The sequence below is a fragment of the Achromobacter sp. FW305-C-28 genome, from assembly GCF_058783235.1.
The window spans coordinates 89166-112006 of the sequence record NZ_JBYSYL010000001.1 but is presented as its reverse complement, the minus strand read 5'-3'; the positions used below and the strand labels follow the sequence as shown (position 1 = coordinate 112006).

Sequence of the window (22841 nt, the reverse complement as noted above, 5' to 3'; positions counted from 1 at the left end):
CCCACTTGGCGCCGGCATGGCGGAGCGGCGGCAACTGGCCCTAAAATGATCGGCACTGTCCGCATTCCCTGGTCCGGTTTACTAAAGATCGTTTACAGCTGCGGCAGCGTCCCCTTTCTACACTGTCGTTATGGTCGCCCCTGCAATCTGGCGCAGACGGCTGTTGCACGCGGCGTTGACGGCAGGCCTGGCCTGCCCGCTCATGCCGGCGTTCGGCGGCTCGCCCGCAGCCTCCTCCCCCCCGGCTCCCGCCTACGTGGCGCGCGGCATCGGCGTGCTCTCGCCGGTGCAGCCGATGCCCGTGCGCCCCGCACCGTCGATCGAATCCCGGGCGGTGCCGCTGGACCCGACCCCTTGCGACCTGCAAGCGGCCGAACCCGCCATGGACACCAGCGTGGCAGGCGCCGCCGACACGGACTTGATACCGGGGACAGGCTCGCTGCTGTCGGGCGAAGACACGACCGCCGCGCTGGGCTGCCCCACGGCACAGGCCACCGCCGATCCTCCCGAATACACCTTCGACCTGCAAAGCGGGGACATACCCAGCGGCCCCGTCGTCGTGGTGTCCGGCGTTTCGCGCCCCAGCCGGCCCTGGTTCGCTTCGGTCAGCGGACAGGACGGCCTGCGCTACGGCGGCGACCGCAACTGGGTCTACAACAACACCAGCGGTCCGACGGTCGCCGTGGGCAATATCAGCGCCAATGCCCCGGCCTGGGGCAGCAGTGCGCCGGTAGGCGGGCTGCAGATTTCCAATTCGCTCGGCGCGGGCAACACCCTGCCCGCCGGCGGCTTCGGTTATTCGTCGTCGCTGGGCAAGCTGAACCGCATGGACCCCTCGGCCACGTCCGGCGCGGTGGATTACGGCGCCTCGGTCGGCAGCGGCACCGTGCGCTATGGCTTGACGCCCGTGCTGACGCTCGAGGGCCAGATGCAAAGCGCCCCGTCCCTGACCACTCGCGGCATGGGCACCACCTACGCGGCCGGCGACTACGGCACCTTCCAGGCGGGCGCCACCCAAAGCTCGTACGACGCGGCCAGCGCCTGGCGCTACCGCTTCGGCTACAACGTGGACGTGGCCGACGCGGTCAACCTGGGCTACACCAACGAGCAGATCGGCGCCGGCTATGGTGACCTGTCCAATTATTCCGGCGGCGTGGCCGCAGCGCCGCAGACCCGCAATACGCTGTCGGCCGGCGTGCCCATCACTGGCTGGGGCACGCTCAGCGGCACCTATTCGGGGCTGCACGAAGGCTCGGCGCTGGCCGAGCAGCGCGTCGGGCTGTCGCACAGCATGTTCGTAGCGCCCAAGGTGAAACTGGCGGTCGGCGCCGACCGCGACATCATTTCCGGCAACTACGAGTGGCGCGCCAACCTCAGCATGCCGGTCGACACCTTCATGCGCGGCACCTGGCTCAGCTGGTGACGCGGCCCGGCCGGCGGACGAAAATATCCCCCTCGGACCGGCCATCCGGATTTGCGGCTTAAAATCCCCGCCATGATGCTCACGGCCTATCCCCATGTCTGACGCGCGCGCCTTAGGTGTCCTGCAGCGCGTTTTCGGTTACGAATCCTTCCGCGGCGACCAAGAAGCCATTGTCCAGCAAGTCATCGACGGCGGTGACGCGCTGGTCCTGATGCCCACGGGCGGCGGCAAGTCGCTCTGTTATCAAATCCCGTCCCTGGTGCGCGAAGGCACCGGCATCATCGTGTCGCCGCTGATTGCCCTGATGCAGGACCAGGTCGACGCCCTGACCGAATTGGGCGTGCGCGCCGCGTTCCTGAATTCCACGCAGGAATGGCGGGTGGCGCGCGACGTCGAAGAAGCCTTCGTGGCCGGCGAACTCGACATGCTGTACGTCGCCCCCGAACGGCTCCTGACCGACCGCTGCCTGCAATTGCTCGACCGCGGCAACATCGCGCTGTTCGCCATCGACGAAGCCCACTGCGTATCGCAATGGGGCCACGATTTCCGGCCGGAATACCTGGGCCTGTCGATGCTGCACGAGCGCTGGCCCAACGTGCCGCGCATCGCCCTGACCGCGACCGCCACGGCCGAGACCCGTACCGAGATCGCCCACCGCCTGTCGCTGGACGACGCACATCACTTCGTTTCCAGCTTCGACCGCCCCAACATCCGCTACCGCATCGTTGAAAAGAACGAAGTGCGCAAGCAGCTGCTGGACATGATCCGCACCGAGCACGAAGGCGAATCCGGCGTGGTGTATGCCCTGTCGCGCGCCCGGGTCGAGGAAACCGCCGAATTCCTGTGCAACCAGGGCATCGACGCCATGCCCTACCACGCGGGGCTCAGCGCCCAGGTGCGGGCGGCCAACCAGTCGCGCTTCCTGCGCGAAGACGGCGTGGTGATGGTGGCCACGATCGCGTTCGGCATGGGCATCGACAAACCCGACGTGCGCTTCGTGGCCCACATCGACCTGCCCAAGTCGGTCGAGGGCTACTACCAGGAAACCGGCCGCGCCGGCCGCGACGGCCTGCCCGCCACGGCCTGGCTGGCCTATGGCCTGCAAGACGTGGTGCAGCAGCGCCGCATGATCGACGAGTCCCCCGGCGACGAATCCTACCGCCGCCGGCTGGGCCAGCAGCTCGATGCCATGCTGGGCCTGTGCGAAACGGTGGAATGCCGCCGGGTGCGGCTGCTGGCGTATTTCGGCCAGCAGATCACCGCCTGCGGCAATTGCGACGTCTGCCTCGATCCGCCCCAGGCCTGGGACGGCACCGTGGCCGCGCAAAAGGTGCTGTCGGCCGTATACCGCCTGTGGAAAGAACGCGGCCAGCGCTACGGCGCGGGCCACATTATCGACATCCTGCGCGGCAAGGTCACCGACCGCACGCGCCAGCATGGCCATGAAACGCTGAGCGTGTTCGGCGTAGGCGAAGACCTGAGCGACACCGCCTGGCGCGGCGTGCTGCGCCAGCTGCTGGCGCAAGGCCTGCTGACGGTGGACAGCGAAGGGTTCGGCACCTTGGCACTGACCGAAGGCAGCCGCGCGGTGCTCAAGGGCGAACGCCAGCTGATGCTGCGGCGCGAATCCGAAAAGAAGACCCGTTCCAGCAAGACCGGCGGCACCCGGGCCAAGGCCGCGGCGGTGGACCTGCCGGCCGAGCTGCAACCGGTGTTCGAGGCGCTGCGCGCCTGGCGCGGCGAAGTCGCCAAGAGCCACGGCGTGCCCGCCTATGTCATTTTCCATGACGCCACGCTGCGGGAAATCGCGCTGGCCCAGCCTGAATCGATGGATGCCCTGAGCCACATCAACGGCGTGGGCGCACGCAAGCTGGAAGCCTACGGCGAAGAAATCCTGCAACGGGTGGCGCGGCCGGTGCTGTAGCGCGTGCGGCGCCCGTCAGGGTGACGGCGGCGGCAACAGCGGCACGGGCGCGCGCTCTTTGCCGAACACCGAGCGGTAGGCCAGGATGTTGAACACCAGCACCACCGGAATGCCCACCACCGCTCCCGCCATCACCAGACGCATCGAGCCGAGCGCTCCGGCGCCGTCCCACAGCGTCATGTCGTCCAGGATCAGGTAGGGGAACAGACTGTACGCCAGGCCGCTGAGCATCAACAGGAACAGCGCCACGCACAGCACGAACGGCAGCCAGCTGAAGCGGTCGGCGCGACCCGGCAGGCGGGCCAGCAGCATTTCGGCCGCCACGAAGCCGGCCAGCATCAGCACCCACACCGTGGCCGCCAGGCTCAGATGGGCGATGTTGCTCCATTTATAGAAGATGCCGGCGTTGGCCAGGCCCAGCGTGACGGCGATGGCGACCATGCCGACCGCGGTCCAGCGGATCGCGTGGCGCGCCCAGTTGGCGGCACGGCGTTGCAGGTCGCCGTCGACCCGCATCACCAGCCACGAGGCGCCCAGCAGCACATAGGCCGCCACCGCGCACAGGCCGACGAACATTGCGAACCAGCCATAGCCGGCGTCGGACTGGTAGCCAGTGGCGATGCGCCCGAGCAGCATGCCCTGGCCGAAGGCGGTGATCAGCGACCCGGCCCAGAACGCGAAGATCCAGCGCGGCTTGGCCTCGGTGCGGGCGCGAATGCGGAATTCGAACGCCACGCTGCGCAGCACCACGCCCAGCACCATGAAGGTGAGTGGCCCGTAGAGCTTGCCCAGCACCGCGCCCCAGGCGAACGGAAACGCCGAGGCAAACAGGCCCATGCCCAGCAGCAGCCAGAATTCGTTGGCGTCGCGCCAGGGACTGAGCAGGCTCATCATGCGGCCGCGCTCTTGCTCGGGCGCCAGCTGCAGCAAAATGCCCACGCCCAGGTCGAAGCCGTCGAGCACCATGCCGGCGGCAATGACGACGAACAGCAGGCCCATGAACGCCAGCGGCATCCAGAAGGAAGGATCTTCGGGGCTGAGGCCTTGCGACGCGGCCAGCATGGCGATCATGGCGTGCCTCCGGCGAGTTTGCGCACCGGCACCACGCCGTAGCGCGCCGCGTGGAACAGCATGCCGGCAAAGGCGGCCAGCAGCAGCGCATACAGCAGGCCATAGCCCAGCAGGCCATACAGCACGGTGCTGGACGACACGGCGCCCAGCACTTCGGATTGCGTGACGGTGCCGTTCACGGCAAAGGGTTGCAGGCCGATGACGGACACCCACCAGCTGGCCACGACGGCGATGCCGCCCGAGAACATCATGCCGCACAGCACCCGCTGCCACCATTGCGGCAGCACGGCCACGTCCAGACCGCGACGCCAGGTCCAGAGGAAGGTGATCCAGGACACGGCCAGCATCAAGAGACCCAGCCCGGCCGCCACCCGCAGCGACCAGAAGGTCAGCGCCACCGGCGGCAGCATGCCGGAATACTTGTCCAGGCCCTGGTAGGTGCCGTCTTCATTGCGGTGCAGCCACATGCCGCCGGCGTTGCGCACGGTCCAATCGGCCACGTTGGTATGGGCGCGGGCGTCCGGCCAGCCGAACAGCACCAGCCGCGGCTCGGTGCCGCTTTCCCAGTAGCCGGCCGCGGCGGCCGCCTTGGCGGGCTGGTATTGGGCCACCATCTGCCCGGCGCCCGTGGCCACCGGCACCTGCAGCACGGCGGCCAGCGCGGCGATGGCCAGGCCGGTCTTGAAGGTGCAGCGTTCGCCGTCGTCCAGCGGGCGGCGCAGCGCTTGCAGCGCGGTCACGCCCATCATCAGGAAGGCCGCCGCCAGCGCCGATCCCACGACCACGACGCCCATGCGCCAGCTGACGGACGGGTTCAGCACCACGGCCACCCAGTCGTAGACCTGGTAGCGGCCGTCGACCAGGACGGCACCGTCAGGCGTCTGCATCCAGGATTGCAAGGCCAGCACCCAGAACAGCGCGACCAGCTGGCCCACCGCCACCATCAGCACCGCCAGGGTGTGGGCGCCGTCGGACACGCGGCGCTGGCCGAACAGCATGACGCCCAGGAAGCAGGACTTGAGGATGAAGACGGACAGGATGCCGTAGCCTAGCAAGGGACCGGCGATGTTGCCGATCTTGTCCATCAGGCCGGCCCACAGGCTGCCCAGCTGGATCAGCACCGGCACGCAGGCAGCCAGGGTCAGGACGAAAGACAGGGCGAAGATGCGGACCCAGAAGCGGTAGGCGGCCGTCCAGCCGCCCTGCCCGGACACGCGGGCGCGAATCTTGAAGAACAGCAGAACCCAGGCAAGCGCCAGGGCCACGGCCAGGAACAGCGCCAGGAAGCTCAGGCTGGCCACGAATTGCGCACGGGCCAAAGATAGGGTGGAAATATCCATGATGGCCCGTAGTGTAGAGCCAGTTACATGACGATGGGGGACAGTTTGAAACCGCTTGCGGCCCCCCTGGAAATGGCCCTTCTCAGGAACGTGGCAAAATTGACGCTTTGTCGCTGCTTTTTCCTATTCTTTCAAGAATGACCTCCGCCACGACGCCGACCCCCGCTGCATCCAATTTCCTGCTCAACATCGTCGAAGACGACCTGCAAGCCAACCGCTTCCAGGGCAAGCGTTGGGCGGGCAAGCCTGGCCCGGCGGCCGTGCAGCAACAGGGTGAGCCCGATCCGGCCCGCATCCGCACGCGCTTTCCGCCGGAGCCCAACGGCTACCTGCACATCGGCCACGCCAAGAGCATCTGCGTGAATTTCGGGCTGGCCCGCGATTTCGGCGGCGTCTGTCACCTGCGTTTCGACGACACGAACCCCGAGAAAGAAGACCAGGAATACGTCGACGCCATCATCGAGGCCGTGCACTGGCTGGGTTTCGACTGGAAGGCCGACGGCCGCGACAACCTGTATTTCGCCAGCGACTACTTCGGCTATATGTATGAGTTCGCCGAGGCGCTGGTCGAGGCCGGCCACGCCTACGTCGACGAGCAAAGCCCCGAAGAGATCCGCGCCAACCGCGGCACGCTGACCGAACCCGGCACCGACTCGCCCTGGCGCAACCGCCCCGCCGCCGAGTCGATCACGCTGCTGCGCGAGATGCGCGACGGCAAGCACCCGGACGGCAGCCTGGTGCTGCGCGCCAAGATCAACATGGCGTCGCCCAATATCAACCTGCGCGACCCGGTCATGTACCGCGTGCGCCATGCGACCCACCACCGCACGGGCAACCAGTGGTGCATCTACCCGATGTACAGCTGGGCGCACCCGGTGGAAGACGCGCTGGAAGGCATCACGCACAGCGTGTGCACGCTGGAGTTCGAAGACCAACGCCCGTTCTACGACTGGATCCTGACGCGCCTGGCCGAGCTGGGCAAGCTGGCCCAGCCGCTGCCGCACCAATATGAATTCGCCCGCCTGAACCTGAGCTACGTGGTCACCAGCAAGCGCAAGCTGCTGCAACTGGTGCGCGAAGGCCACGTGGACGGCTGGGACGACCCGCGCATGCCGACCATTTTCGGCTTGCGCCGCCGCGGCTACACGCCGGCCTCGATCCGCCTGTTCTGCGACCGCACGGCGGTGTCGAAGTCGGATTCGCGTATCGACTACAGCCTGCTGGAACAAGCGGTGCGCGACGACCTGGACCCGATCGCTGCGCGTTCGGTGGCGGTGCTGGACCCGATCAAGCTGGTGATCACGAATTACCCGGAAGGCCAGACCGAAGTCTGCACGGCGCCGCGCAACCCGCACGACCCGGAAGCGGGCGTGCGCGAATTCCCGCTGTCGCGCGAGCTGTGGATCGAGCGCGATGACTTCCGCGAGGAAGCGCCGAAGAAGTATTTCCGCCTGTTCCCGGGCAATACGGTGCGCCTGAAGTACGGCTACGTGGTGCGCTGCACGGGCTTCACGAAGAACGAGGCGGGCGAGGTGGTCGAGGTGCAGGCCGAGTACCTGCCGGAGACCAAGAGCGGGACGCCGGGCGCGGACAGCGTGAAGGTCAAGGGCAATATCACCTGGGTGAGCGCGGCGCATGCGGTGCCGGCGCAGATCCACCTGTACGACCGGTTGTTTGCGGATGCGCGGCCGGATGGCGGGGACAAGGATTTCCTGGCTTGCCTGAATCCGAATTCGAAGCAGACCGTCACTGCTTGGCTGGAGCCGGGGACCTTGGCGGTTCCTGGGGCGACCTGGCAGTTTGAGCGGTTGGGGTATTTCACTGCGGACTTGAAGGAGTCTTCTGTGGAGAAGCCGGTGTTGAATCGGGTGGTTACCTTGCGGGATTCCTGGGGGCAGGGTTGAGTTGCTGCCTGGGTCTCTGTCTGAGATCTTCTTTTTGAGAAAGGCGCCTCTTTATGAGGCGCTTTTTTTGGGTCGTCCGGGGGACGGGGATGTCGCGGCGTGCGACGGGGCGCGGCCTTTATTGGGGGGGTTGGTTTGCGGGGTTGTTTCTTCGTAGGTCGCCCCTCGCGCCGGGGATCTGTGGGGCTACGGGTTGCGAGCGTTGGGGCGCTGCTGGGCCGGAGTGGGAGGGGGAGTTTGCGGGGCCCGTCCCGGACGGCCGCGCGGGCGGCCTTGCCGGGACTTACGCGGTTTCGTGCGTCGTGGCGGTGTGCGCTGCGCGCTTGCGCTAGGTGCTAGCTCGCAGCGCCCTGTCCTGCTTAGTCCATCTTGATGTTGGCGGCCTTGACTACGTCGGCCCATTTGGCGGTTTCGGATTTCATGTAGGCCTCGAAGTCGGCGGGGGTGCCGCCCAGGGGTTGGCTGCCTTCGGCTTCCAGGCGTTTGATCAGGTCGGGTTCTTTCAGGACGGCCTGCACGCGGGCGTTGAGTTGGGCGACCCTGTCGGGGGGCATGTGGGCGGGGCCGACCAGGCCGGTCCAGGCGGAGGCTTCGAAGCCGGGGTAGCCGGACTCGGCGACGGTGGGGACGTCGGGCAACGCGGCCAGGCGGGTGTTGGAGGTGACGGCCAGGGCGCGCAGTTTGTTGGCGGCGAGCAGGGGGAAGGCGGTCTGGGGGGTGATGAAGTAGAGGTCGGTCTGGCCGCCTACCAGGTCGGTGACGGCGGGGCCGGCGCCTTTGTAGGGGACGTGCAGGAACTCGATGCCGGCGCGGCGGGCGAGCATGACGCCGGACATGTGGCCGATGGTGCCGTTGCCGGCCGAGGCCAGGCGCAGGGACGAGGCGGGCTTTTTCTTGGCGTCGTCGACCAGGTCGGCCAGGGTCTTGTAGGGCGAATCGGCACGCACGACCAGGACGACGGGCTGGGCCGCGATCAGGCCGACCAGGGTGAAGTCCTTCTTGGGGTCGAACGGCATCTTGGGATACAGCGCCGGATTGATCGCGAGGTTGGCGGCCTGGCCCATGCCGACGGTGTAGCCGTCGGGCTGGGCGCGGGCCACGTAGTCCATGCCGATGTTGCCGGTGGCGCCGGGCTTGTTCTGCACCACCAGGCTCCAGCCGGTGGCCACGCCCAGGCGTTCGGCCAGCAGGCGGCTGACGACGTCGGTGCCGCCGCCCGGGGGCATGGGCACGACCAGGTTGATGGGACGCTCGGGATAGGCGGCGGCGGTGGCGGGCGCGGCGCCGGCCAGGGTAGCGACGGCCAGGACGGCCGCGGCAAGGCAGCGCGGAAGAAGGCGCGGGAAGGGATTCATGCGGTTGTCTCCAGAAGGATTCTTGGTGGCGGCCGGGGCGGTCGCGGTCAGTTCACCGGCCCTACGACGCCGGCTTCGGTCAGGGCCGCGATCTGCGTCGCGCTCAGCCCCAGGGTTTCCAGCAACTGGGCGCCCTGCGCGCCCAGTGCCGGGGGATCGGTACGCACGCCGGGGCGGCGGCCGCCCAGCGTGATGGGCAGCAGCGGCACCTTGGCGTGTTTGCCCGCCGCGCCGTTGCCTGCCTCGCCGTTGCCCGCACCGCTGCCCGCACCGCTGCCCGCACCGTCTTGCGGCAAGGTGATGTCGGCCAGGCCGCCGGTGGCGGTCAGGTGCGGGTCGTCGAACAGGTCCTGCGGCCTGGCAATCGGCGCGTAAGGCAGGCCCTGGGCCTCGAAGCGGGCGGCGATGTCGGCGGCGGCCAGCGGCGCCATGCGTTCGCGCAGCATGGGCATGAGCCAAGAACGGGCTTCAACGCGGTCGTTGTTGCCGGCCAGGCGCGCATCCCGCGCCAGGTCGGCAAAACCGAAGGCCTCGCAGAACAGCTTCCATTGGGTGTCCGACACCACGGCCAGGAAGATCTGTTCGCCGTCCTTGACGGTGAAGACGTCATACACGGCCCAGGCCGAGATGCGGCTGGGCATGGGGGCGGCGGGCTTGCCGGTGACGGCGTACTGCATCATGTGATGGCCGACCAGGAACACGTTGTTCTCGAACAGCGCGCTTTGCACTTCCTGGCCACGGCCGGTGCGGGCGCGTTCCAGCAGCGCGGCCATGGCGCCCATGGCGCCGAACATGCCGCCCATGATGTCGTTGACCGCGGCGCCGGCGCGCAGGGGACGGCCTTCGGGGCCGGTCATGTAGGCCAGGCCGCCCATCATCTGCACCACTTCGTCCAGCGCGGTGCGGTGCTGGTAGGGGCCGGGCAGGAAGCCTTTGTGCGAGACGTAGATCAGGCGTTCGTTCAGCCTGGACAGCGTGGCGTAGTCCAGCCCCAGCCGGGCCATGGTGCCGGCCTTGAAGTTTTCGCTGACGATGTCGGCGCTGGCGATCAGCTTGAGCACCAGTTCGATGCCGCGCGGGTCCTGCAGGTTGACCGGCAGGCTTTTCTTGTTGCGGTTGAACATGGCGAAAAAGCCCGCGCCCGAGCCCTTCAGGCGGCGCGTGTTGTCGCCCTGCACCGGTTCGATCTTGATGACCTCGGCGCCCAGGTCGGCCAGCATCATGCCGCAGGTGGGGCCCATGACCATGTGGGTGAATTCGACCACCCGGATGCCGGCCAGCGGCAGCGGCGCCTCGCCGGCTTGTGCGGCGGCGTCGTGCGATTGCGGATTCATGCGGCCTCCCGGGCGTAGGTGAAGCCCTTGGGCAGGCCGGCATCCGGCACGTGGCCGTACAGCGGTTCGCCGGGCAGGCCGTCTCGCAGCGCGTCGCGCGCGGCCAGCAAGCCGTTCATGTCGATGCCGGTATCCAGGCCCATCGACTCGAGCAGGAACACCAGGTCTTCGGTGACGATGTTGCCGGTGGCGCCGGGCGCGTACGGACAACCGCCCAGTCCGCCCTGGCTGGCGTCGAACGTGTCGACGTCGGCCTCCAGCGCGGCCACCACATTGGCCAGCCCCTGGCCGCGCGTGTTGTGAAAGTGCGCGCCGCCCGCGCGTGCGCCGAGTTCGGCGCGCAAGGCCTTGAACAGGCGCGTGACCTGCGCGGGGTTGGCGTAGCCGGTGGTGTCGGACAGCCCCACTTCGTCCACGCCCAGTTGCGCCATCGCGACAGCCAGGCGCAGCGTGTCGGCTTGCGGCACCTGGCCGGCCAGCGTGCAGCCAAACGCGGTGGACAGGCCGGCTTCCAGTTTCACGTCGGGGAATTGCGCGTTGCGCAGGGCCACCACGGCCGCCACTTCGTCGCGCATCTGCGCGTGGGTCTTGCGCACGTTGGCCAGGGAATGGGCCTCGCTGACCGACACGGGCAGCGTGACCTTGACCGCGCCCGCCTCGAAGGCAGCGCGGGCACCGCGCAGGTTCGGGGCCAGCGCGGCCACGCCCAGGCCAGGCAGTTGCCGGGCGCCCGCCACCACGTCGGCCGCGTCGGCCATCTGCGGCAGCAACTTGGGCGGCACGAACGAGCAGACCTCGATTTCGCGCAGGCCGGCCGCGGCCAGTGCGGCGATCCAGCGCAGCTTGGCGGGTGTGGACATGACGGCGGCGATGCTCTGTAACCCATCCCGGGGGCCGACCTCGCTGACTAGAATCTGGGGCATTGACTTTCTCCTTAGCGTTCTATAAGATAGAACGACGTTCTATAAATTATTCCCCATCCGGATTCAGGGTGTCAACCCTGCCTGCCCGAAAGGCCGCTTTGCCATGCCCAGAAAAGCCAGCCAACCCTCCCTTGCCGACCAGCACGCGGCGCCCGGCGGCGCCGCCGCGGTGGACCGCGCCCTGTCGGTGCTGTCCGCTTTCCGCACGGGCGACCGGTCGCTGACGCTGGCCGAATTGGCCGAACGCACCCAGCTCTACAAAAGTACCGTGCTGCGTCTTCTGGCCTCGCTGGAACACGGCCGCCTGGTGCAGCGCACGGCCGACGGCCACTACGCCCTGGGGGCCGAGATCGCGCGGCTGCATGGGGTCTACGCGGCCTCGTTCTCGCTGGAAGCCATGGTCATGCCAGTGCTGCAGGAACTGGCGCGCACCACCCGCGAAAGCGCCGCATTCCACGTGCGCCAGGGCGAACACCGCCTGTGCCTGTACCGCGTCGATTCGCCGCAGCCGGTGCGCGACCACATCAAGGCCGGCGATCTGCTGCCCCTGGACCGGGGCGCGGGCGGCCGCGTGCTGACGGCGTTCGGGGGCGCGCCGGGCGAGCCCTACGAATCCATCCGCCAGAGCGGCGTGGTGGTACTGGAAGGCGACCGCATGCCCGAGCTGTCGGGCATCTCGGCGCCGGTCTTCAATGCCACGGGCGAATTGGCCGGCGCGGTCACGCTGACCATGCCCACGCCGCGCCTGCAGCGCGACCACGCGGCGCTGGTGGTTGCCGCCGCGGCGGATGCCACCCGCAAACTGGGCGGTTTTTACCCTTGGCCGAATGATTGAACGGCCCCGGGGCGGGTTATCATCCCCGACATTGCGCAGCCGGTCGCATGCACCCCTTTCGGGCGCACAGAACCGCCAGCCCCACTCAAGATGAACACTGAATCCCTAGCCCTGGACTTCAAGAGCGCCACCCTGTATGCCATCCGGGTGGTCCTGCACAGCGCCGACCCCGAACGCCTGAACGCCGCGCTGGCCAAGCGCATGGCCGATGCGGGCAGCTTCTTCGAGAACGAACCCGTCGTCATCGACGCCAGCCGCGTCGAGGAAACAATCGATTGGACCGCGCTGGTCGCGGCGCTGCGCGGGCATAACCTGCCTCCCATCGGCGTGGTCGCCGAAGGCGCCAACCTGGCCGCCGCGCGCGCCGCGGGCCTGACGCCCGTGGAACTGTCCACGCCCGCGGCCCGCCCGATGCCGGTGGTGGACACCGCGCCGCCCAACGACGTCGCCACGCCGGTGCCATCGGTGCCGGCCGCCGCAGTCGAGATCGCCTCCGCGCCCACGCCGGCCGACACGCCCGCGGACAAGCCCGCCGAGAAATCCGCCGATACCGCGGCCGCCAAGTCCGCCGAACCCCTGCCCGAGCGCGCCGCCAGCAGCACCACGTCGGCGCCCAGCCCGACGCCGGCCGCGCCGCAATCGTCGTCGGCGCTCGTCATCACCAAGCCCCTGCGTTCCGGCCAGCGCGTCTATGCGCGCCACACCGACCTGGTCGTCATCGGCATGGTCAGCCAGGGCGCCGAAGTCATCGCCGACGGCAACGTGCACGTGTACGGACCGCTGCGCGGCAAGGCCATGGCCGGCGCGCGCGGCGACACGTCAGCACGCATCTTCACCACGCACCTGGATGCGGAGCTGCTGGCCGTGGCCGGCGTGTACCGTGTGGTGGAAGACAAGCTCGATCGCTCGCTGCAGAACCAGCCCGCACTGGTGCGGCTGGATGGCGACACGCTGCGCATCGAAGCGCTCAAGGCCTGACGGCAACACATTCTGTAAGAAGCCTTACATGGGCTTTTTGCTTTACGATAACGCGATTTATTCGAACATAAGGGTTTGATCGTCATGACACGCATTGTTGTGGTGACTTCCGGCAAAGGCGGCGTGGGTAAAACCACGACGAGCGCCAGTTTTTCCGCGGGCCTCGCGATGCGGGGCCACAAGACCGCTGTCATCGACTTCGATGTCGGCCTGCGCAATCTCGACCTCATCATGGGCTGCGAGCGTCGCGTGGTGTACGACTTCGTCAATGTGATCCAAGGCGAAGCCACGCTCAACCAGGCGCTGATCAAGGACAAGCAGCTTGAAAACCTGTTCATCCTGCCCGCCTCGCAAACGCGCGACAAAGACGCGCTGACGCAGGAAGGCGTGGAAAAGGTCATCAACGACCTGAAGGAAATGGGCTTCGACTACATCGTCTGCGATTCGCCCGCCGGCATCGAAACGGGCGCCCTGATGGCCGCCTACTTCGCCGACGACGCGCTGGTGGTGACCAACCCCGAAGTCTCGTCCGTTCGCGACTCTGACCGCATCCTGGGCATCCTGGCGGCCAAGTCCAAGCGCGCGGTCGACGGCGGCGAGCCGGTCAAGGAATTCCTGCTGCTCACGCGCTACAACCCCAAGCGCGTGGTCGACGGCGAAATGCTGTCACTGGGCGACATCGAAGACATCCTGCGCATCAAGCTGATCGGCGTCATTCCCGAATCCGAAGCCGTGCTGCAGGCGTCCAACCAGGGCCTGCCCGCCATTCACCTGAAAGAGACCGACGTTTCCGAAGCCTACAAGGACGTCGTGGCCCGTTACCTTGGCGAAGACAAGGCCCTGCGCTTTACCGACTACGAGAAGCCGGGTTTCCTGAAACGCCTGTTCGGAGGCAAGTAAGCAATGTCCTTCCTGTCGTTTCTGCTTGGTCAAAAGAAATCGTCCGCTTCCGTCGCCAAGGAGCGGTTGCAGATCATCCTGGCCCACGAGCGGGGCCGCGGCGACTCGCCCGACTACCTGCCGCAGCTGCAGCAGGAACTCATCGCGGTCATTTCCAAGTACGTGAAGATCAACCCCGAAGACATCAAGGTGCACCTGGAACGCCAGGACACGCTCGAAGTGTTGGAAGTGAAGATCGAAATGCCGCAAAGCGAAGCCTGACGCATGCGCCGCGCAGATTCTCTGCGCGGCACGCGACAAGCTCGCGCGCAAACGAGAAAACCCTCGGTTTCCCGAGGGTTTTTTCATGGGCGAAGCATTCAACGCAGGCGGCGGCAGACACGGATACCTGCCCCGGCCACCGGCCCGCCCAGGACCGGTGTGCCTTGCCGCAGCGAACTTAGTGCTTGCCGACCTGGTCACCGATGACACCGCCGATGGCTGCGCCACCCACGGTCCCCAGGATGCCGCCGTTGGTGATGACGGCGCCCGCCACACCACCCAGCGCCGCACCGCCCACCGTGCTCTTCTGGCGATGGCTCATGCTGTCCCAGGACGAGCAACCTGCCATCGTGGCAGCCATGGCAACAGCGACACAGATTTTGGAAACAGAGGCGATTTTCATGATGAGGCTCCTATTCTTGTACCCGGGGCCGCACCTGAACACGACGCGAGCGCACGACACCCCTATGGGTTTGGAGCCTTCAGGATCGCAAAATATCCCGGGGGACGGTGTGAGGTTTACCCAGGAATTGTGTCAAAGGGCGAGGGAATCTTTGCGGTTCCCCGGGACCGTGTTGCAGGGCTTGCCGACTATTTGACCAGACGTAACACATCGCGGAAGCGCGGATGCTCGCAGGTGTCCATCCATTCGAAAATCGCCATTTCCGAGGTGACGATCTCGGCGCCATGGGCGCGTGCCCGGCGCAGCGCGGCGTGGTGGTCGGACGGCTTGCGCGAGCCTGCCGCGTCGGATACCAGCACCGCCTTGTAACCCGCATCGATCAAACCGATGACGGTCTGCAACACGCAGATGTGCGCCTCGCAGCCCGCCACCAGCACGGTCTTGCGCGCGACCGGCAGCCAGGCGTCAAAGCCGCGTTCGCGCGTGGAAGAAAAATGCATCTTCTGGAACGTGGACTGCACCAGCTCGTTCAGCGGCGCCACGGTCACGCCGAGCATCTTGCTGTGATGCTCGGTCGCCACCACCGGCACCTCGAGCAGGCGCGCGGCCTGCGCCAGCTTGTGCGCCGTAGCCAGCACCGCATCGCCGTCGTGGATCACGGGCATCAGGCGGCCCTGCATGTCGACGATGAGCAAGGTGGAATCGGAGGCTTGCAGCAACATGGTGGATCTCCAGAAATCAGTGGGACAACGCCAGCATAGCGCTCTGGTCGACAGGCAACGTATTGCGGGTTCAATGATATTGAGGGGGTTCGGCGAACAAGCTGAGTTCACTGGCAAGCGACCGCAGACGCTTGTCCTTGGTCCACAACGTTGCACCCGGAGTCAATCGAGTTGAGGCCAAAAGGTGCAAATCCACATAGCCGATTCCTTTGCCAAATAGTCTCTCGGCCTGCAGAAAATGCATCACCTCGTTGTGACTCGCTCTCACGACTTGGGGTAGCAACGTCAATGCATCCATTACCGTTTCGCGTCTTCCCAAGGAGCCAAGCGCGAGCTCCCCAACCACGAATGGATGCATCAGCACGCTTTCATCATTCAACAGGCGTTCCAGGCGGGGTTCACCCTCTGCCAAATGATCGATCCAGACAGAGGTATCAACCAAGATCATCGGCAGTCTCCGTTTGACGCCTGGGTATCGGCTTCAGCTTGGGAGAGCTTCCGCCCAGCTTGGCCAGCCGCTTCGCGGCTTCTTTCTGCACAAGCTGGGTCAGCGCTTGCTGGAGCAGCGCCGACGTTTCCTGAATACCCGTGTAGGTTCGGGCCAGTTCCAGCAGATCGTCGTCGAGTGTCACAGTGGTACGCATGCGGACCTCCCCGTTGTGAATTTGAATCAAAAATATCATCAAATGATGCTGTTTTTGATTCTAACTCCTCAAAAAAAATCCCGGCACAACGGCCGGGATTTCTCGGACTGCGTTACAGGCAGGATTACTTCAGGGCCTTGTAGCGCAGGCGCTTGGGCTTGGCGCCCTCTTCGCCCAGGCGGCGTTTCTTGTCGGCTTCGTACTCTTGGTAGTTGCCGTCGAAGAACACCACTTGCGAGTCGCCTTCGAATGCCATGATGTGCGTGGCGATGCGGTCCAGGAACCAGCGGTCGTGGCTGATCACCATGACGCTGCCGGGGAACTCGAGCAGCGCGTCTTCGAGGGCGCGCAGGGTTTCGACGTCGAGGTCGTTGGACGGTTCGTCCAGCAGCAGCACGTTACCGCCGGCGATCAGCGTCTTGGCCATGTGCAGGCGGCCGCGTTCGCCGCCGGACAGCTGGCCGACCACCTTGTTCTGGTCGCCGCCCTTGAAGTTGAAGCGGCCCAGGTAGGCGCGCGACGACATTTCGAACTTGCCCACGGTGAGGATGTCGGCGCCGTCGGCCACCGCGTCGAACACGGTCTTCTTGTCTTCCAGCGCATCGCGCGACTGGTCGACGAAGGCCAGCTTGACGGTCTGGCCGACCTTCACTTCGCCCGAATCCGGCTGCTCGCGGCCCGCGATCATGCGGAACAGCGTCGACTTACCGGCGCCGTTGGCGCCGATGATGCCGACGATGGCGCCCGGCGGCACCTTGAAGCTGAGGTTGTCGATCAGCAGGCGATCGCCATAGGCCTTGCTGACGTTGTTGAATTCGATGACCTCGTTGCCCAGGCGCTCGCCCACGGGAATGAAGATTTCCTGGGTTTCGTTGCGCTTCTGGTATTCGTAGGACGACAGTTCCTCGAAGCGGGCCAGACGCGCCTTGGCCTTGGCCTGGCGGCCCTTGGGGTTCTGGCGCACCCATTCGAGTTCTTTCTTGATGGTCTTCTGGCGGGCCGATTCAGAGGACTCTTCCTGCTTGAGGCGGTCTTCTTTCTGTTCCAGCCACGAGCTGTAGTTGCCCTTCCAGGGGATGCCGTAGCCGCGGTCCAGTTCGAGGATCCATTCGGCCGCGTTGTCCAGGAAGTAGCGATCGTGGGTCACGCCCACGACGGTGCCCGGGAACTTGTGCAGGAACTGTTCCAGCCATTCGACGCTTTCGGCATCCAGGTGGTTGGTCGGTTCGTCGAGCAGCAGCATGTCGGGCTTGGACAGCAGCAGGCGGCACAGCGCCACGCGGCGCTTTTCACCACCGGACAGGTTGCCGACGATGGCATCCCAGGGCGGCAGGCGCAGCGCGTCGGCGGCGATTTCCATCTGGTGCTCGATGTCGTCGGCGCCGCTGGAGGCGGCGGCCGCGATGATGGCTTCGAGTTCAGCCTGTTCGGCGGCCAGCGCGTCGAAATCGGCGTCCGGCTCGGCGTAGGCGGCGTAGACCTCGTCCAGGCGCTTCTTGGCGGTGACCACGGCGCCCAGGCCTTCTTCGACGGCCTGGCGGACCGTGTGCTCGGGGTTGAGCTGCGGTTCCTGCGGCAGGTAGCCGATGTTCAGGCCCGGCATGGGCGTGGCTTCGCCTTCGATCTCGCGGTCCACGCCTGCCATGATCTTCAGCAGCGTCGACTTGCCCGAGCCGTTCAGGCCCAGCACGCCGATCTTGGCGCCAGGAAAAAACGAAAGCGAGATGTCACGCAGGATCTGCCGCTTGGGCGGCACGATCTTGCCGACGCGGTTCATGGTGTAGACGTATTGGGCCATGGGCTCGTATAGGGTAAGAAAGCTGATGAACCGTTGATTGTAGGCCGGAACCCTGACAGGCGCGCGTCAGCCTTGCGCGGCGGGCTTGCCCCCGGCGAAAGGCGCGCGCATCTGCGCCAGCATCACCCCCGCCAGCGCCATGGCGCCGCCCACGATATGGAACAGGTGCGGCTTTTCGTCCAGGAACAGCGCCGCGATCGCCACCGTGGCCACCGGCATCACGTTCAGGAACATGCTGGCGCGGCTCGGCCCCAGGTGCCGCACCCCCTGCATCCACAGGAACGGCGCGAACAGCGACGGAAATACCGCGGCGTACAGCACCAGCGGCAGATTGTCGCCATTGAGCGACGCGGCCGGCGCCATCAGGAAGGCCGGCAGCTGGAACAGCACGCCGAACGCCACCTGCACATACAGCGACTGCCATGGCCCGACCGGCAGGCCCCAGCGGCGCAGCAGTACGCCGTACAGCGCATACGCCAGCGCCCCCAGGCCCATCAGCACGTCGCCGTGATTCGCGCCCACCGACAGCAGCCGCGCCGGATCGCCCTCGCCGATCAGCAGCGCCAGCCCCGCCAGCGACAGCAGGCCGCCCAACAGCGCCATCGCCGACGGCCGCTCGCGCAGCACCAGCGCCCCCACCGCGATCGTCATCAGCGGAATCATCGCCGTGATGATGCCCATATTGGTCGCCGTGGTGTTGCCCGCCGCCACATAGGCCAGCCCCTGGTACAGCGCCATGCCCAGCCCGCCCAGCACCGCGAACTTGGGCAGGTAGGGCAGCACCACGCGCCGGTTGCGCCACACCCCCGGCAGCGCGAACGGCGTCAGCACCACGCCCGCCAGCGCCCAGCGATAAAAGCCGATGACCGCCGGCGAAATCACGCCGGCCGCCATCTTCGTGACGATCATGTTGACCGACCAGATCAGCGCCGCCAGCAGCGGAAACAGGAAATAGCGGGCCGGAATCGGAGAAGAAGCCGGGGTCGTGCCCGGAGAAACTGCGCGCGTCATGGAAGCGGTATTGCCAAACAGGAATGGCTGGCCAGTGTAGGGCCATGTCCGACTCGATGTATATAATGAAAATCGGACAAACTCCTGCGAACTTCGGACATGGCGGCTACGCCCCCGGACCTCGGCCCTGGCCGCCCCTACCCCCTGGCCTGCCGCATCCTGCACTTCCTGCCCCATTCCCGCGTCAGGCGGCACACCTCGCCCTGGGGCGAACTGAACTTCGCCCTGTCCGGCATCATGGAAATCGGCATCGAAGGCGCCACCTACCTGTCCCCACCCCAGTACGCCATCTGGATACCGCCCCAGATAGAGCACTGCTGCCAGAACCAGGACGACGTCCACTACGCCTGCATCGACATCCCTGCCGCGGCCTGCGCCGACCTGCCCGCCGCCCCCTGCACCCTCGAAATCAGCCCCGTCATGCGCGCCGTCCTGGCCGACTTCGAACGGCGCGGCATCACCTACCCCGACACCCCCGAAGATCGCCGCCTGGCCCAGGTCGTCATCGACCAGGTCCGCGTCGCCCGCGCCTACGCCAGCTACCTGCCATCCGCCAGCGAACCCGTCCTGGCCCCCATCCTGGCCGCCCTGCAAAGCCAGCCCGGCGACAAGCGCAGCGCCGCCCACTGGGCCGCCACCGCCGGCATCACCGAACGCACCCTGCTGCGCCACTGCCAGCAGCACCTGGGCATGACCTTCAACGAATGGCGCCAGCGCCTGCGCGTCGTCAGCGCCCTCGGCATGCTCGAGGCCGGCCAGTCCGTCCAGGCCATCGCCCGCGACCTCGGCTACAGCACCCCGTCCGCCTTCATCGCCATGTTCCAGCGCCTGACCGGCCAATCCCCCGACAGCGCCCGCAAGCGCACCGTCCCGCCCCGCCCGTCGCACCATCCCGGTGCGCCCGCTCCGCCATAGCCGCACTCCCCCCCCGCGTAAATCGTCATCCACCCGTGCGATGCACGGCTTGCGCGATCGCGAGACAATAGCGGTTGTTTTTTCGTAACGCCGTACCCGCGGCATCATCGCGCCCAGGAACCCTCATGTCCGCCTCTGCCACGCCCCCGCCTTCCCTGACCCACTTCAGCGCGACCGAGCTCGACATGCTGGCCAAGACCGCCGACGCCCTCAGCGCCTACCTCGGCAAGCCCGTCCTGGCCGAGGTCGTCCTGGGCGACGAAGGCACCGAATGGGTCACCTACGGCGTGCCCATCGACGAAAACGCCAAGACCGACGAAGCCCAGACTCACGTCCAGCTGGGCGGCCCCGGCGCCCGCCTGCTCGGCAACCGCGGCGGCCTGCCCCAGACCGACGACGACACCTACGACTGCCTCTACCTCTGGGCCATCCAGATCTCGCTCAACGAAGGCGAACGCTTCATCAAACTCGACCACGACGGCGAAGAATCCGCCTGGTCCGACAACCTGGAAGACGTCCTGCCCTTCGCCCTGACCGAAGAACCCCTGCCCGACCCCGACGAAGAAGACGACGACGCCGAAGACGACGACGAAGAAGACGCCCCCCTGGGCCACGACCACCCGCACGACCCCAACGACCCCGGCCACCGCCACTGAGCAACACGGCGAAGCAACAGTCGAACACTCAAAGCTGGAAAGGGACCGCCCAGAACGGGCCGGTCCAGCAAAGCGGCCAGGCCGCAACGACGCCCCACAAGCCAAATGCGGCGACGGGCCGCCCGCGCGGCCCCGTTGCCGCGGCCCCGCAAGACGCTCCTCCCCCAAGAAACCCGAGGCAAGAACGCCAAGCAAACCCGTCGCCTCAGCAACGACGGCGAGCAATCAATGCGAGTCTGGCACGGCGTGGGGCGGGGTGCGCGGGGCGTGTAGATGCGCCCGACGGAATCGGAAGGGAAGGCCGAAGGCCTGGACGACGATGAGGAAGGGGGGGGCCGCCGAGGCGAGTCCGGAGCGAAGGCTCCGGACCGCAATCGTAGCCCCGCGCACCCCGCCCCACGCCGTGCCAGACGTCTAAAGAACCCAAAAAACGCCAAGAAAAAGAAGCCTAAATCCTCCCCTCCTGCACCGCATGACAAGCCACCACCGACACCCCCGCCAACACCGCCACAGGCGCCTCGGCCTTGCACCGCTCATTCGCATGTGGACAGCGGGGATGAAACGTACACCCTGAAGGCGGATTCAGCGGATTCGGCACTTCTCCTGCCACCGCCGTGCGCGGCTTGCCCGCCCCGTTGATATCCGGAATCGCCTCCAGCAACATCCGCGTATACGGATGCCGCGGCCGGGCAAACAGCTCGTCCCGGGGCGCCACTTCCACCATCCGCCCCAGATACATCACCCCCACCCGGTCCGCCACGTGGTGCACCACCGCCAGATTGTGCGAGATGAACAGATACGTCAGCCCCAGCTCGCGCTGCAGGTCCTTCATCAGATTCAGCACCTGCGCCTGCACCGACACATCCAGCGCCGACGTCGGTTCATCGCACACCAGGAATTCCGGATTCACCGCCAGCGCCCGCGCGATCGAAATGCGCTGGCGCTGCCCGCCTGAAAACTGGTGCGGATAGCGGCCCTGATCAGCCGGGTCCAGCCCTACCTGCCTGAGCAGATCCCCCACCCGCGCCGTGCGCTCGGCCGGCGTCATCGCCGTGTGCGTCAGCATCGGCTCCGCGATGATCCGCCCCACCCGCCAACGCGGATTCAGGCTCGCATACGGGTCCTGGAAAATCATCTGCAACCGCTTGCGCAGCGCCCGGCCGCCCGGCTCCGACATCTTCGACAGCGGCTGGCCATCGAAGCGGATATCGCCGCGCGTCAGGCCATACAGCCCCACCAGCATCCGCGCCACCGTCGACTTGCCGCAGCCCGACTCGCCCACCAGCGCCAGCGTCTCGCCACGCGCAATCTCGAACGACACGCCGTCCACCGCCCGCAGCATCACCCGCGGCTTGCCCGCCAGCTTGCGTTCCAGCCAGGGCGGCGACACATCGAACCAGCGCGCCGCGTCCTTCACTTCCACCAACGGCGCGCTCATGCTGCCACCTCCGATTGCTTGCCACTCGGGGCCGCGGCCCCCTCATGCAGCCAACAGGCCGCGCGCGACGTGCCGGCCGGCATCAGCTCGGGCCGGTCCTGGGCGCAACGCGGCAGTCGCCGCCCGCAGCGCGGGTTGAATGCACAGCCCGGCGGAATCGCATTCAGCCGCGGCATGCTGCCGTCGATCTGCACCAGCCGCTCAGTGTGCCCTTCCAGCGACGGGATCGACCCCATCAGCCCCGCCGTATACGGGTGGCGCGGCTGGTGGATCACATCGGCCACCGGGCCGATCTCGGCCACCCGGCCCGCATACATCACCGCCACCCGGTCCGCTGTTTCCGCGATCACGCCCATGTCGTGCGTGATCAGCATCACCGCCGTGCCGTGCTCGCGGCACAGCCGCTTGAGCAGCTCGATGATCTGCGCCTGGATCGAGACATCCAGCGCCGTCGTCGGCTCGTCCGCCACCACCAGCTTCGGTTCGGCCGCCAGGGCCAGCGCGATCACCACGCGCTGGCGCATGCCGCCCGAGAACTGGTGCGGGTAATGGTCGATGCGCTCGCGCGCGGCGGGGATGCCCGTCGACGCCAACAGTTCCACCGCCCGGTTGCGCGCCTGCGACCAGCTCAGGTCCAGGTGCGTCACGATGGTCTCGGCCAATTGCCGGCCCACCGTGTACAGCGGATTGAGCGAGGTCAGCGGGTCCTGGAACACCGCACCGATCTCGCGGCCGCGTACGCGGCGCATCTGCTCGTCCGGCAGATTGTCGATGCGGCGGCCGGCCAGCAATATCTCGCCGCCCGCGATGCGGCCCGGCGGTTCCAGCAGGCCGATGATGGACGCGCCCGTCAGGGACTTGCCCGCGCCCGATTCCCCCACCACGCCCAGGACTTCGCCCGCCTGGATCGAAAAGGACACGTCGTCCAGGGCGCGCAGGGTGCCGCGGCGCGTCGGAAATTCGACGCGCAGATTGCGGACTTCAAGAAGTGCGCTCATGTAAGACC

The 22841-nt window shown here is 66.9% G+C and carries 22 protein-coding genes; 9 read left to right on the top strand and 13 right to left on the bottom strand.

Features of this window, described 5'->3' with window-relative positions; all coding sequences use genetic code 11:
* Window positions 1–130: 130 nt before the first annotated feature.
* Both AC3WMR_RS00490 and recQ read left to right on the top strand, forming a co-directional pair.
* Window positions 131–1423: a fimbrial protein gene (locus AC3WMR_RS00490; protein WP_492262245.1), complete on the top strand. Its 1293-nt coding sequence runs from the start codon at window positions 131–133 to the stop codon at window positions 1421–1423.
* 94 nt (window positions 1424–1517) lie between these two features.
* Complete coding sequence (gene recQ / locus AC3WMR_RS00485; RefSeq protein WP_492262244.1) at window positions 1518–3347, top strand: DNA helicase RecQ; 1830 nt, start codon at window positions 1518–1520, stop codon at window positions 3345–3347.
* A 15-nt stretch (window positions 3348–3362) separates the two neighbouring features.
* Here the strand turns inward: recQ and AC3WMR_RS00480 are convergent, their stop codons facing one another.
* Together AC3WMR_RS00480 and AC3WMR_RS00475 are read right to left on the bottom strand one after the other, a co-directional pair.
* Window positions 3363–4418, bottom strand: coding sequence for a cytochrome d ubiquinol oxidase subunit II (locus AC3WMR_RS00480; protein ID WP_025136811.1), 1056 nt, complete (start codon window positions 4416–4418; stop codon window positions 3363–3365).
* On the bottom strand, window positions 4415–5758 hold the full coding sequence (locus tag AC3WMR_RS00475; RefSeq protein WP_492262243.1) for a cytochrome ubiquinol oxidase subunit I: 1344 nt from the start codon (window positions 5756–5758) through the stop codon (window positions 4415–4417). Before AC3WMR_RS00475 ends, AC3WMR_RS00480 begins: the two co-directional genes overlap by 4 nt.
* Before the next feature lie 137 nt (window positions 5759–5895).
* On the opposite strand from AC3WMR_RS00475, the gene AC3WMR_RS00470 reads away from it, so the two are divergent.
* Window positions 5896–7662 (top strand): glutamine--tRNA ligase/YqeY domain fusion protein, encoded by a 1767-nt coding sequence (locus AC3WMR_RS00470; protein WP_175190810.1) that lies wholly within the window; start codon window positions 5896–5898, stop codon window positions 7660–7662.
* Window positions 7663–8021: 359 nt separating this feature from the next.
* On the opposite strand, the gene AC3WMR_RS00465 is transcribed toward AC3WMR_RS00470, so the two are convergent.
* The 3 genes from AC3WMR_RS00465 to AC3WMR_RS00455 are packed head-to-tail and all read right to left on the bottom strand — an operon-like array spanning window position 8022 to window position 11274.
* Window positions 8022–9017: a Bug family tripartite tricarboxylate transporter substrate binding protein gene (locus tag AC3WMR_RS00465; protein WP_492262242.1), complete on the bottom strand. Its 996-nt coding sequence runs from the start codon at window positions 9015–9017 to the stop codon at window positions 8022–8024.
* A gap of 47 nt (window positions 9018–9064) precedes the next feature.
* The gene (locus AC3WMR_RS00460; RefSeq protein WP_492262241.1) at window positions 9065–10351 is read right to left on the bottom strand and encodes a CaiB/BaiF CoA transferase family protein; all 1287 of its coding nucleotides are present in this window, start codon (window positions 10349–10351) and stop codon (window positions 9065–9067) included.
* Window positions 10348–11274, bottom strand: a complete 927-nt coding sequence (locus AC3WMR_RS00455; protein ID WP_492262240.1) for a hydroxymethylglutaryl-CoA lyase — start codon at window positions 11272–11274, stop codon at window positions 10348–10350. Before AC3WMR_RS00455 ends, AC3WMR_RS00460 begins: the two co-directional genes overlap by 4 nt.
* A 103-nt stretch (window positions 11275–11377) precedes the next feature.
* On the opposite strand from AC3WMR_RS00455, the gene AC3WMR_RS00450 reads away from it, so the two are divergent.
* From AC3WMR_RS00450 to minE, 4 genes are all read left to right on the top strand, one after another.
* Window positions 11378–12109: an IclR family transcriptional regulator gene (locus tag AC3WMR_RS00450; protein WP_492262239.1), complete on the top strand. Its 732-nt coding sequence runs from the start codon at window positions 11378–11380 to the stop codon at window positions 12107–12109.
* A 90-nt stretch (window positions 12110–12199) separates the two neighbouring features.
* Window positions 12200–13087, top strand: coding sequence for a septum site-determining protein MinC (gene minC, locus AC3WMR_RS00445; RefSeq protein ID WP_492262238.1), 888 nt, complete (start codon window positions 12200–12202; stop codon window positions 13085–13087).
* 84 nt (window positions 13088–13171) lie between these two features.
* The gene (gene minD, locus AC3WMR_RS00440; RefSeq protein WP_025136805.1) at window positions 13172–13987 is read left to right on the top strand and encodes a septum site-determining protein MinD; all 816 of its coding nucleotides are present in this window, start codon (window positions 13172–13174) and stop codon (window positions 13985–13987) included.
* A 3-nt stretch (window positions 13988–13990) separates the two neighbouring features.
* Complete coding sequence (minE, locus tag AC3WMR_RS00435) at window positions 13991–14248, top strand: cell division topological specificity factor MinE (protein WP_025136804.1); 258 nt, start codon at window positions 13991–13993, stop codon at window positions 14246–14248.
* Window positions 14249–14426: 178 nt separating this feature from the next.
* Here the strand turns inward: minE and AC3WMR_RS00430 are convergent, their stop codons facing one another.
* From AC3WMR_RS00430 to AC3WMR_RS00405, 6 genes are all read right to left on the bottom strand, one after another.
* Window positions 14427–14651, bottom strand: a complete 225-nt coding sequence (locus tag AC3WMR_RS00430; RefSeq protein WP_025136803.1) for a YMGG-like glycine zipper-containing protein — start codon at window positions 14649–14651, stop codon at window positions 14427–14429.
* Between the two features lie 188 nt (window positions 14652–14839).
* Entirely contained in the window at window positions 14840–15373 is a 534-nt protein-coding gene (locus tag AC3WMR_RS00425; RefSeq protein WP_492262237.1) for an isochorismatase family protein, read from the bottom strand.
* 70 nt (window positions 15374–15443) lie between these two features.
* Entirely contained in the window at window positions 15444–15821 is a 378-nt protein-coding gene (locus AC3WMR_RS00420; RefSeq protein WP_081821580.1) for a type II toxin-antitoxin system VapC family toxin, read from the bottom strand.
* Complete coding sequence (locus AC3WMR_RS00415) at window positions 15808–16017, bottom strand: type II toxin-antitoxin system VapB family antitoxin (RefSeq protein ID WP_492262236.1); 210 nt, start codon at window positions 16015–16017, stop codon at window positions 15808–15810. Before AC3WMR_RS00415 ends, AC3WMR_RS00420 begins: the two co-directional genes overlap by 14 nt.
* A 124-nt stretch (window positions 16018–16141) precedes the next feature.
* Window positions 16142–17815: an energy-dependent translational throttle protein EttA gene (ettA, locus tag AC3WMR_RS00410; RefSeq protein WP_025136800.1), complete on the bottom strand. Its 1674-nt coding sequence runs from the start codon at window positions 17813–17815 to the stop codon at window positions 16142–16144.
* Window positions 17816–17881: 66 nt separating this feature from the next.
* Window positions 17882–18826, bottom strand: a complete 945-nt coding sequence (locus AC3WMR_RS00405; protein WP_492262235.1) for a DMT family transporter — start codon at window positions 18824–18826, stop codon at window positions 17882–17884.
* Window positions 18827–18925: 99 nt separating this feature from the next.
* Between AC3WMR_RS00405 and AC3WMR_RS00400 the strand changes: the two genes are divergently transcribed.
* Together AC3WMR_RS00400 and AC3WMR_RS00395 are read left to right on the top strand one after the other, a co-directional pair.
* Window positions 18926–19741 carry an AraC family transcriptional regulator gene (locus tag AC3WMR_RS00400; RefSeq protein ID WP_492262234.1) on the top strand — a complete coding sequence of 272 codons (816 nt, stop codon included), beginning with the start codon at window positions 18926–18928 and terminating at the stop codon, window positions 19739–19741.
* Between the two features lie 125 nt (window positions 19742–19866).
* Window positions 19867–20397, top strand: coding sequence for a hypothetical protein (locus tag AC3WMR_RS00395; RefSeq protein WP_492262233.1), 531 nt, complete (start codon window positions 19867–19869; stop codon window positions 20395–20397).
* 448 nt (window positions 20398–20845) lie between these two features.
* Here AC3WMR_RS00395 and AC3WMR_RS00390 read toward each other — a convergent pair whose 3' ends face one another.
* Both AC3WMR_RS00390 and AC3WMR_RS00385 read right to left on the bottom strand, forming a co-directional pair.
* Window positions 20846–21835 (bottom strand): ABC transporter ATP-binding protein, encoded by a 990-nt coding sequence (locus AC3WMR_RS00390; RefSeq protein ID WP_492262232.1) that lies wholly within the window; start codon window positions 21833–21835, stop codon window positions 20846–20848.
* Complete coding sequence (locus AC3WMR_RS00385; RefSeq protein WP_492262231.1) at window positions 21832–22833, bottom strand: ABC transporter ATP-binding protein; 1002 nt, start codon at window positions 22831–22833, stop codon at window positions 21832–21834. Before AC3WMR_RS00385 ends, AC3WMR_RS00390 begins: the two co-directional genes overlap by 4 nt.
* Between the last annotated feature and the right edge of the window lie 8 nt (window positions 22834–22841).

Bases quoted from the DNA above. Each gene is read 5' to 3' on its own strand.
- AC3WMR_RS00490 (WP_492262245.1), top strand. From the start codon at position 131: ATGGTCGCCCCTGCAATCTGGCGCAGACGGCTGTTGCACGCGGCGTTG.
- recQ (WP_492262244.1), top strand. From the start codon at position 1,518: ATGTCTGACGCGCGCGCCTTAGGTGTCCTGCAGCGCGTTTTCGGTTAC.
- AC3WMR_RS00480 (WP_025136811.1), bottom strand. From the start codon at position 4,418: ATGATCGCCATGCTGGCCGCGTCGCAAGGCCTCAGCCCCGAAGATCCT.
- AC3WMR_RS00475 (WP_492262243.1), bottom strand. From the start codon at position 5,758: ATGGATATTTCCACCCTATCTTTGGCCCGTGCGCAATTCGTGGCCAGC.
- AC3WMR_RS00470 (WP_175190810.1), top strand. From the start codon at position 5,896: ATGACCTCCGCCACGACGCCGACCCCCGCTGCATCCAATTTCCTGCTC.
- AC3WMR_RS00465 (WP_492262242.1), bottom strand. From the start codon at position 9,017: ATGAATCCCTTCCCGCGCCTTCTTCCGCGCTGCCTTGCCGCGGCCGTC.
- AC3WMR_RS00460 (WP_492262241.1), bottom strand. From the start codon at position 10,351: ATGAATCCGCAATCGCACGACGCCGCCGCACAAGCCGGCGAGGCGCCG.
- AC3WMR_RS00455 (WP_492262240.1), bottom strand. From the start codon at position 11,274: ATGCCCCAGATTCTAGTCAGCGAGGTCGGCCCCCGGGATGGGTTACAG.
- AC3WMR_RS00450 (WP_492262239.1), top strand. From the start codon at position 11,378: ATGCCCAGAAAAGCCAGCCAACCCTCCCTTGCCGACCAGCACGCGGCG.
- minC (WP_492262238.1), top strand. From the start codon at position 12,200: ATGAACACTGAATCCCTAGCCCTGGACTTCAAGAGCGCCACCCTGTAT.
- minD (WP_025136805.1), top strand. From the start codon at position 13,172: ATGACACGCATTGTTGTGGTGACTTCCGGCAAAGGCGGCGTGGGTAAA.
- minE (WP_025136804.1), top strand. From the start codon at position 13,991: ATGTCCTTCCTGTCGTTTCTGCTTGGTCAAAAGAAATCGTCCGCTTCC.
- AC3WMR_RS00430 (WP_025136803.1), bottom strand. From the start codon at position 14,651: ATGAAAATCGCCTCTGTTTCCAAAATCTGTGTCGCTGTTGCCATGGCT.
- AC3WMR_RS00425 (WP_492262237.1), bottom strand. From the start codon at position 15,373: ATGTTGCTGCAAGCCTCCGATTCCACCTTGCTCATCGTCGACATGCAG.
- AC3WMR_RS00420 (WP_081821580.1), bottom strand. From the start codon at position 15,821: ATGATCTTGGTTGATACCTCTGTCTGGATCGATCATTTGGCAGAGGGT.
- AC3WMR_RS00415 (WP_492262236.1), bottom strand. From the start codon at position 16,017: ATGCGTACCACTGTGACACTCGACGACGATCTGCTGGAACTGGCCCGA.
- ettA (WP_025136800.1), bottom strand. From the start codon at position 17,815: ATGGCCCAATACGTCTACACCATGAACCGCGTCGGCAAGATCGTGCCG.
- AC3WMR_RS00405 (WP_492262235.1), bottom strand. From the start codon at position 18,826: ATGACGCGCGCAGTTTCTCCGGGCACGACCCCGGCTTCTTCTCCGATT.
- AC3WMR_RS00400 (WP_492262234.1), top strand. From the start codon at position 18,926: ATGGCGGCTACGCCCCCGGACCTCGGCCCTGGCCGCCCCTACCCCCTG.
- AC3WMR_RS00395 (WP_492262233.1), top strand. From the start codon at position 19,867: ATGTCCGCCTCTGCCACGCCCCCGCCTTCCCTGACCCACTTCAGCGCG.
- AC3WMR_RS00390 (WP_492262232.1), bottom strand. From the start codon at position 21,835: ATGAGCGCGCCGTTGGTGGAAGTGAAGGACGCGGCGCGCTGGTTCGAT.
- AC3WMR_RS00385 (WP_492262231.1), bottom strand. From the start codon at position 22,833: ATGAGCGCACTTCTTGAAGTCCGCAATCTGCGCGTCGAATTTCCGACG.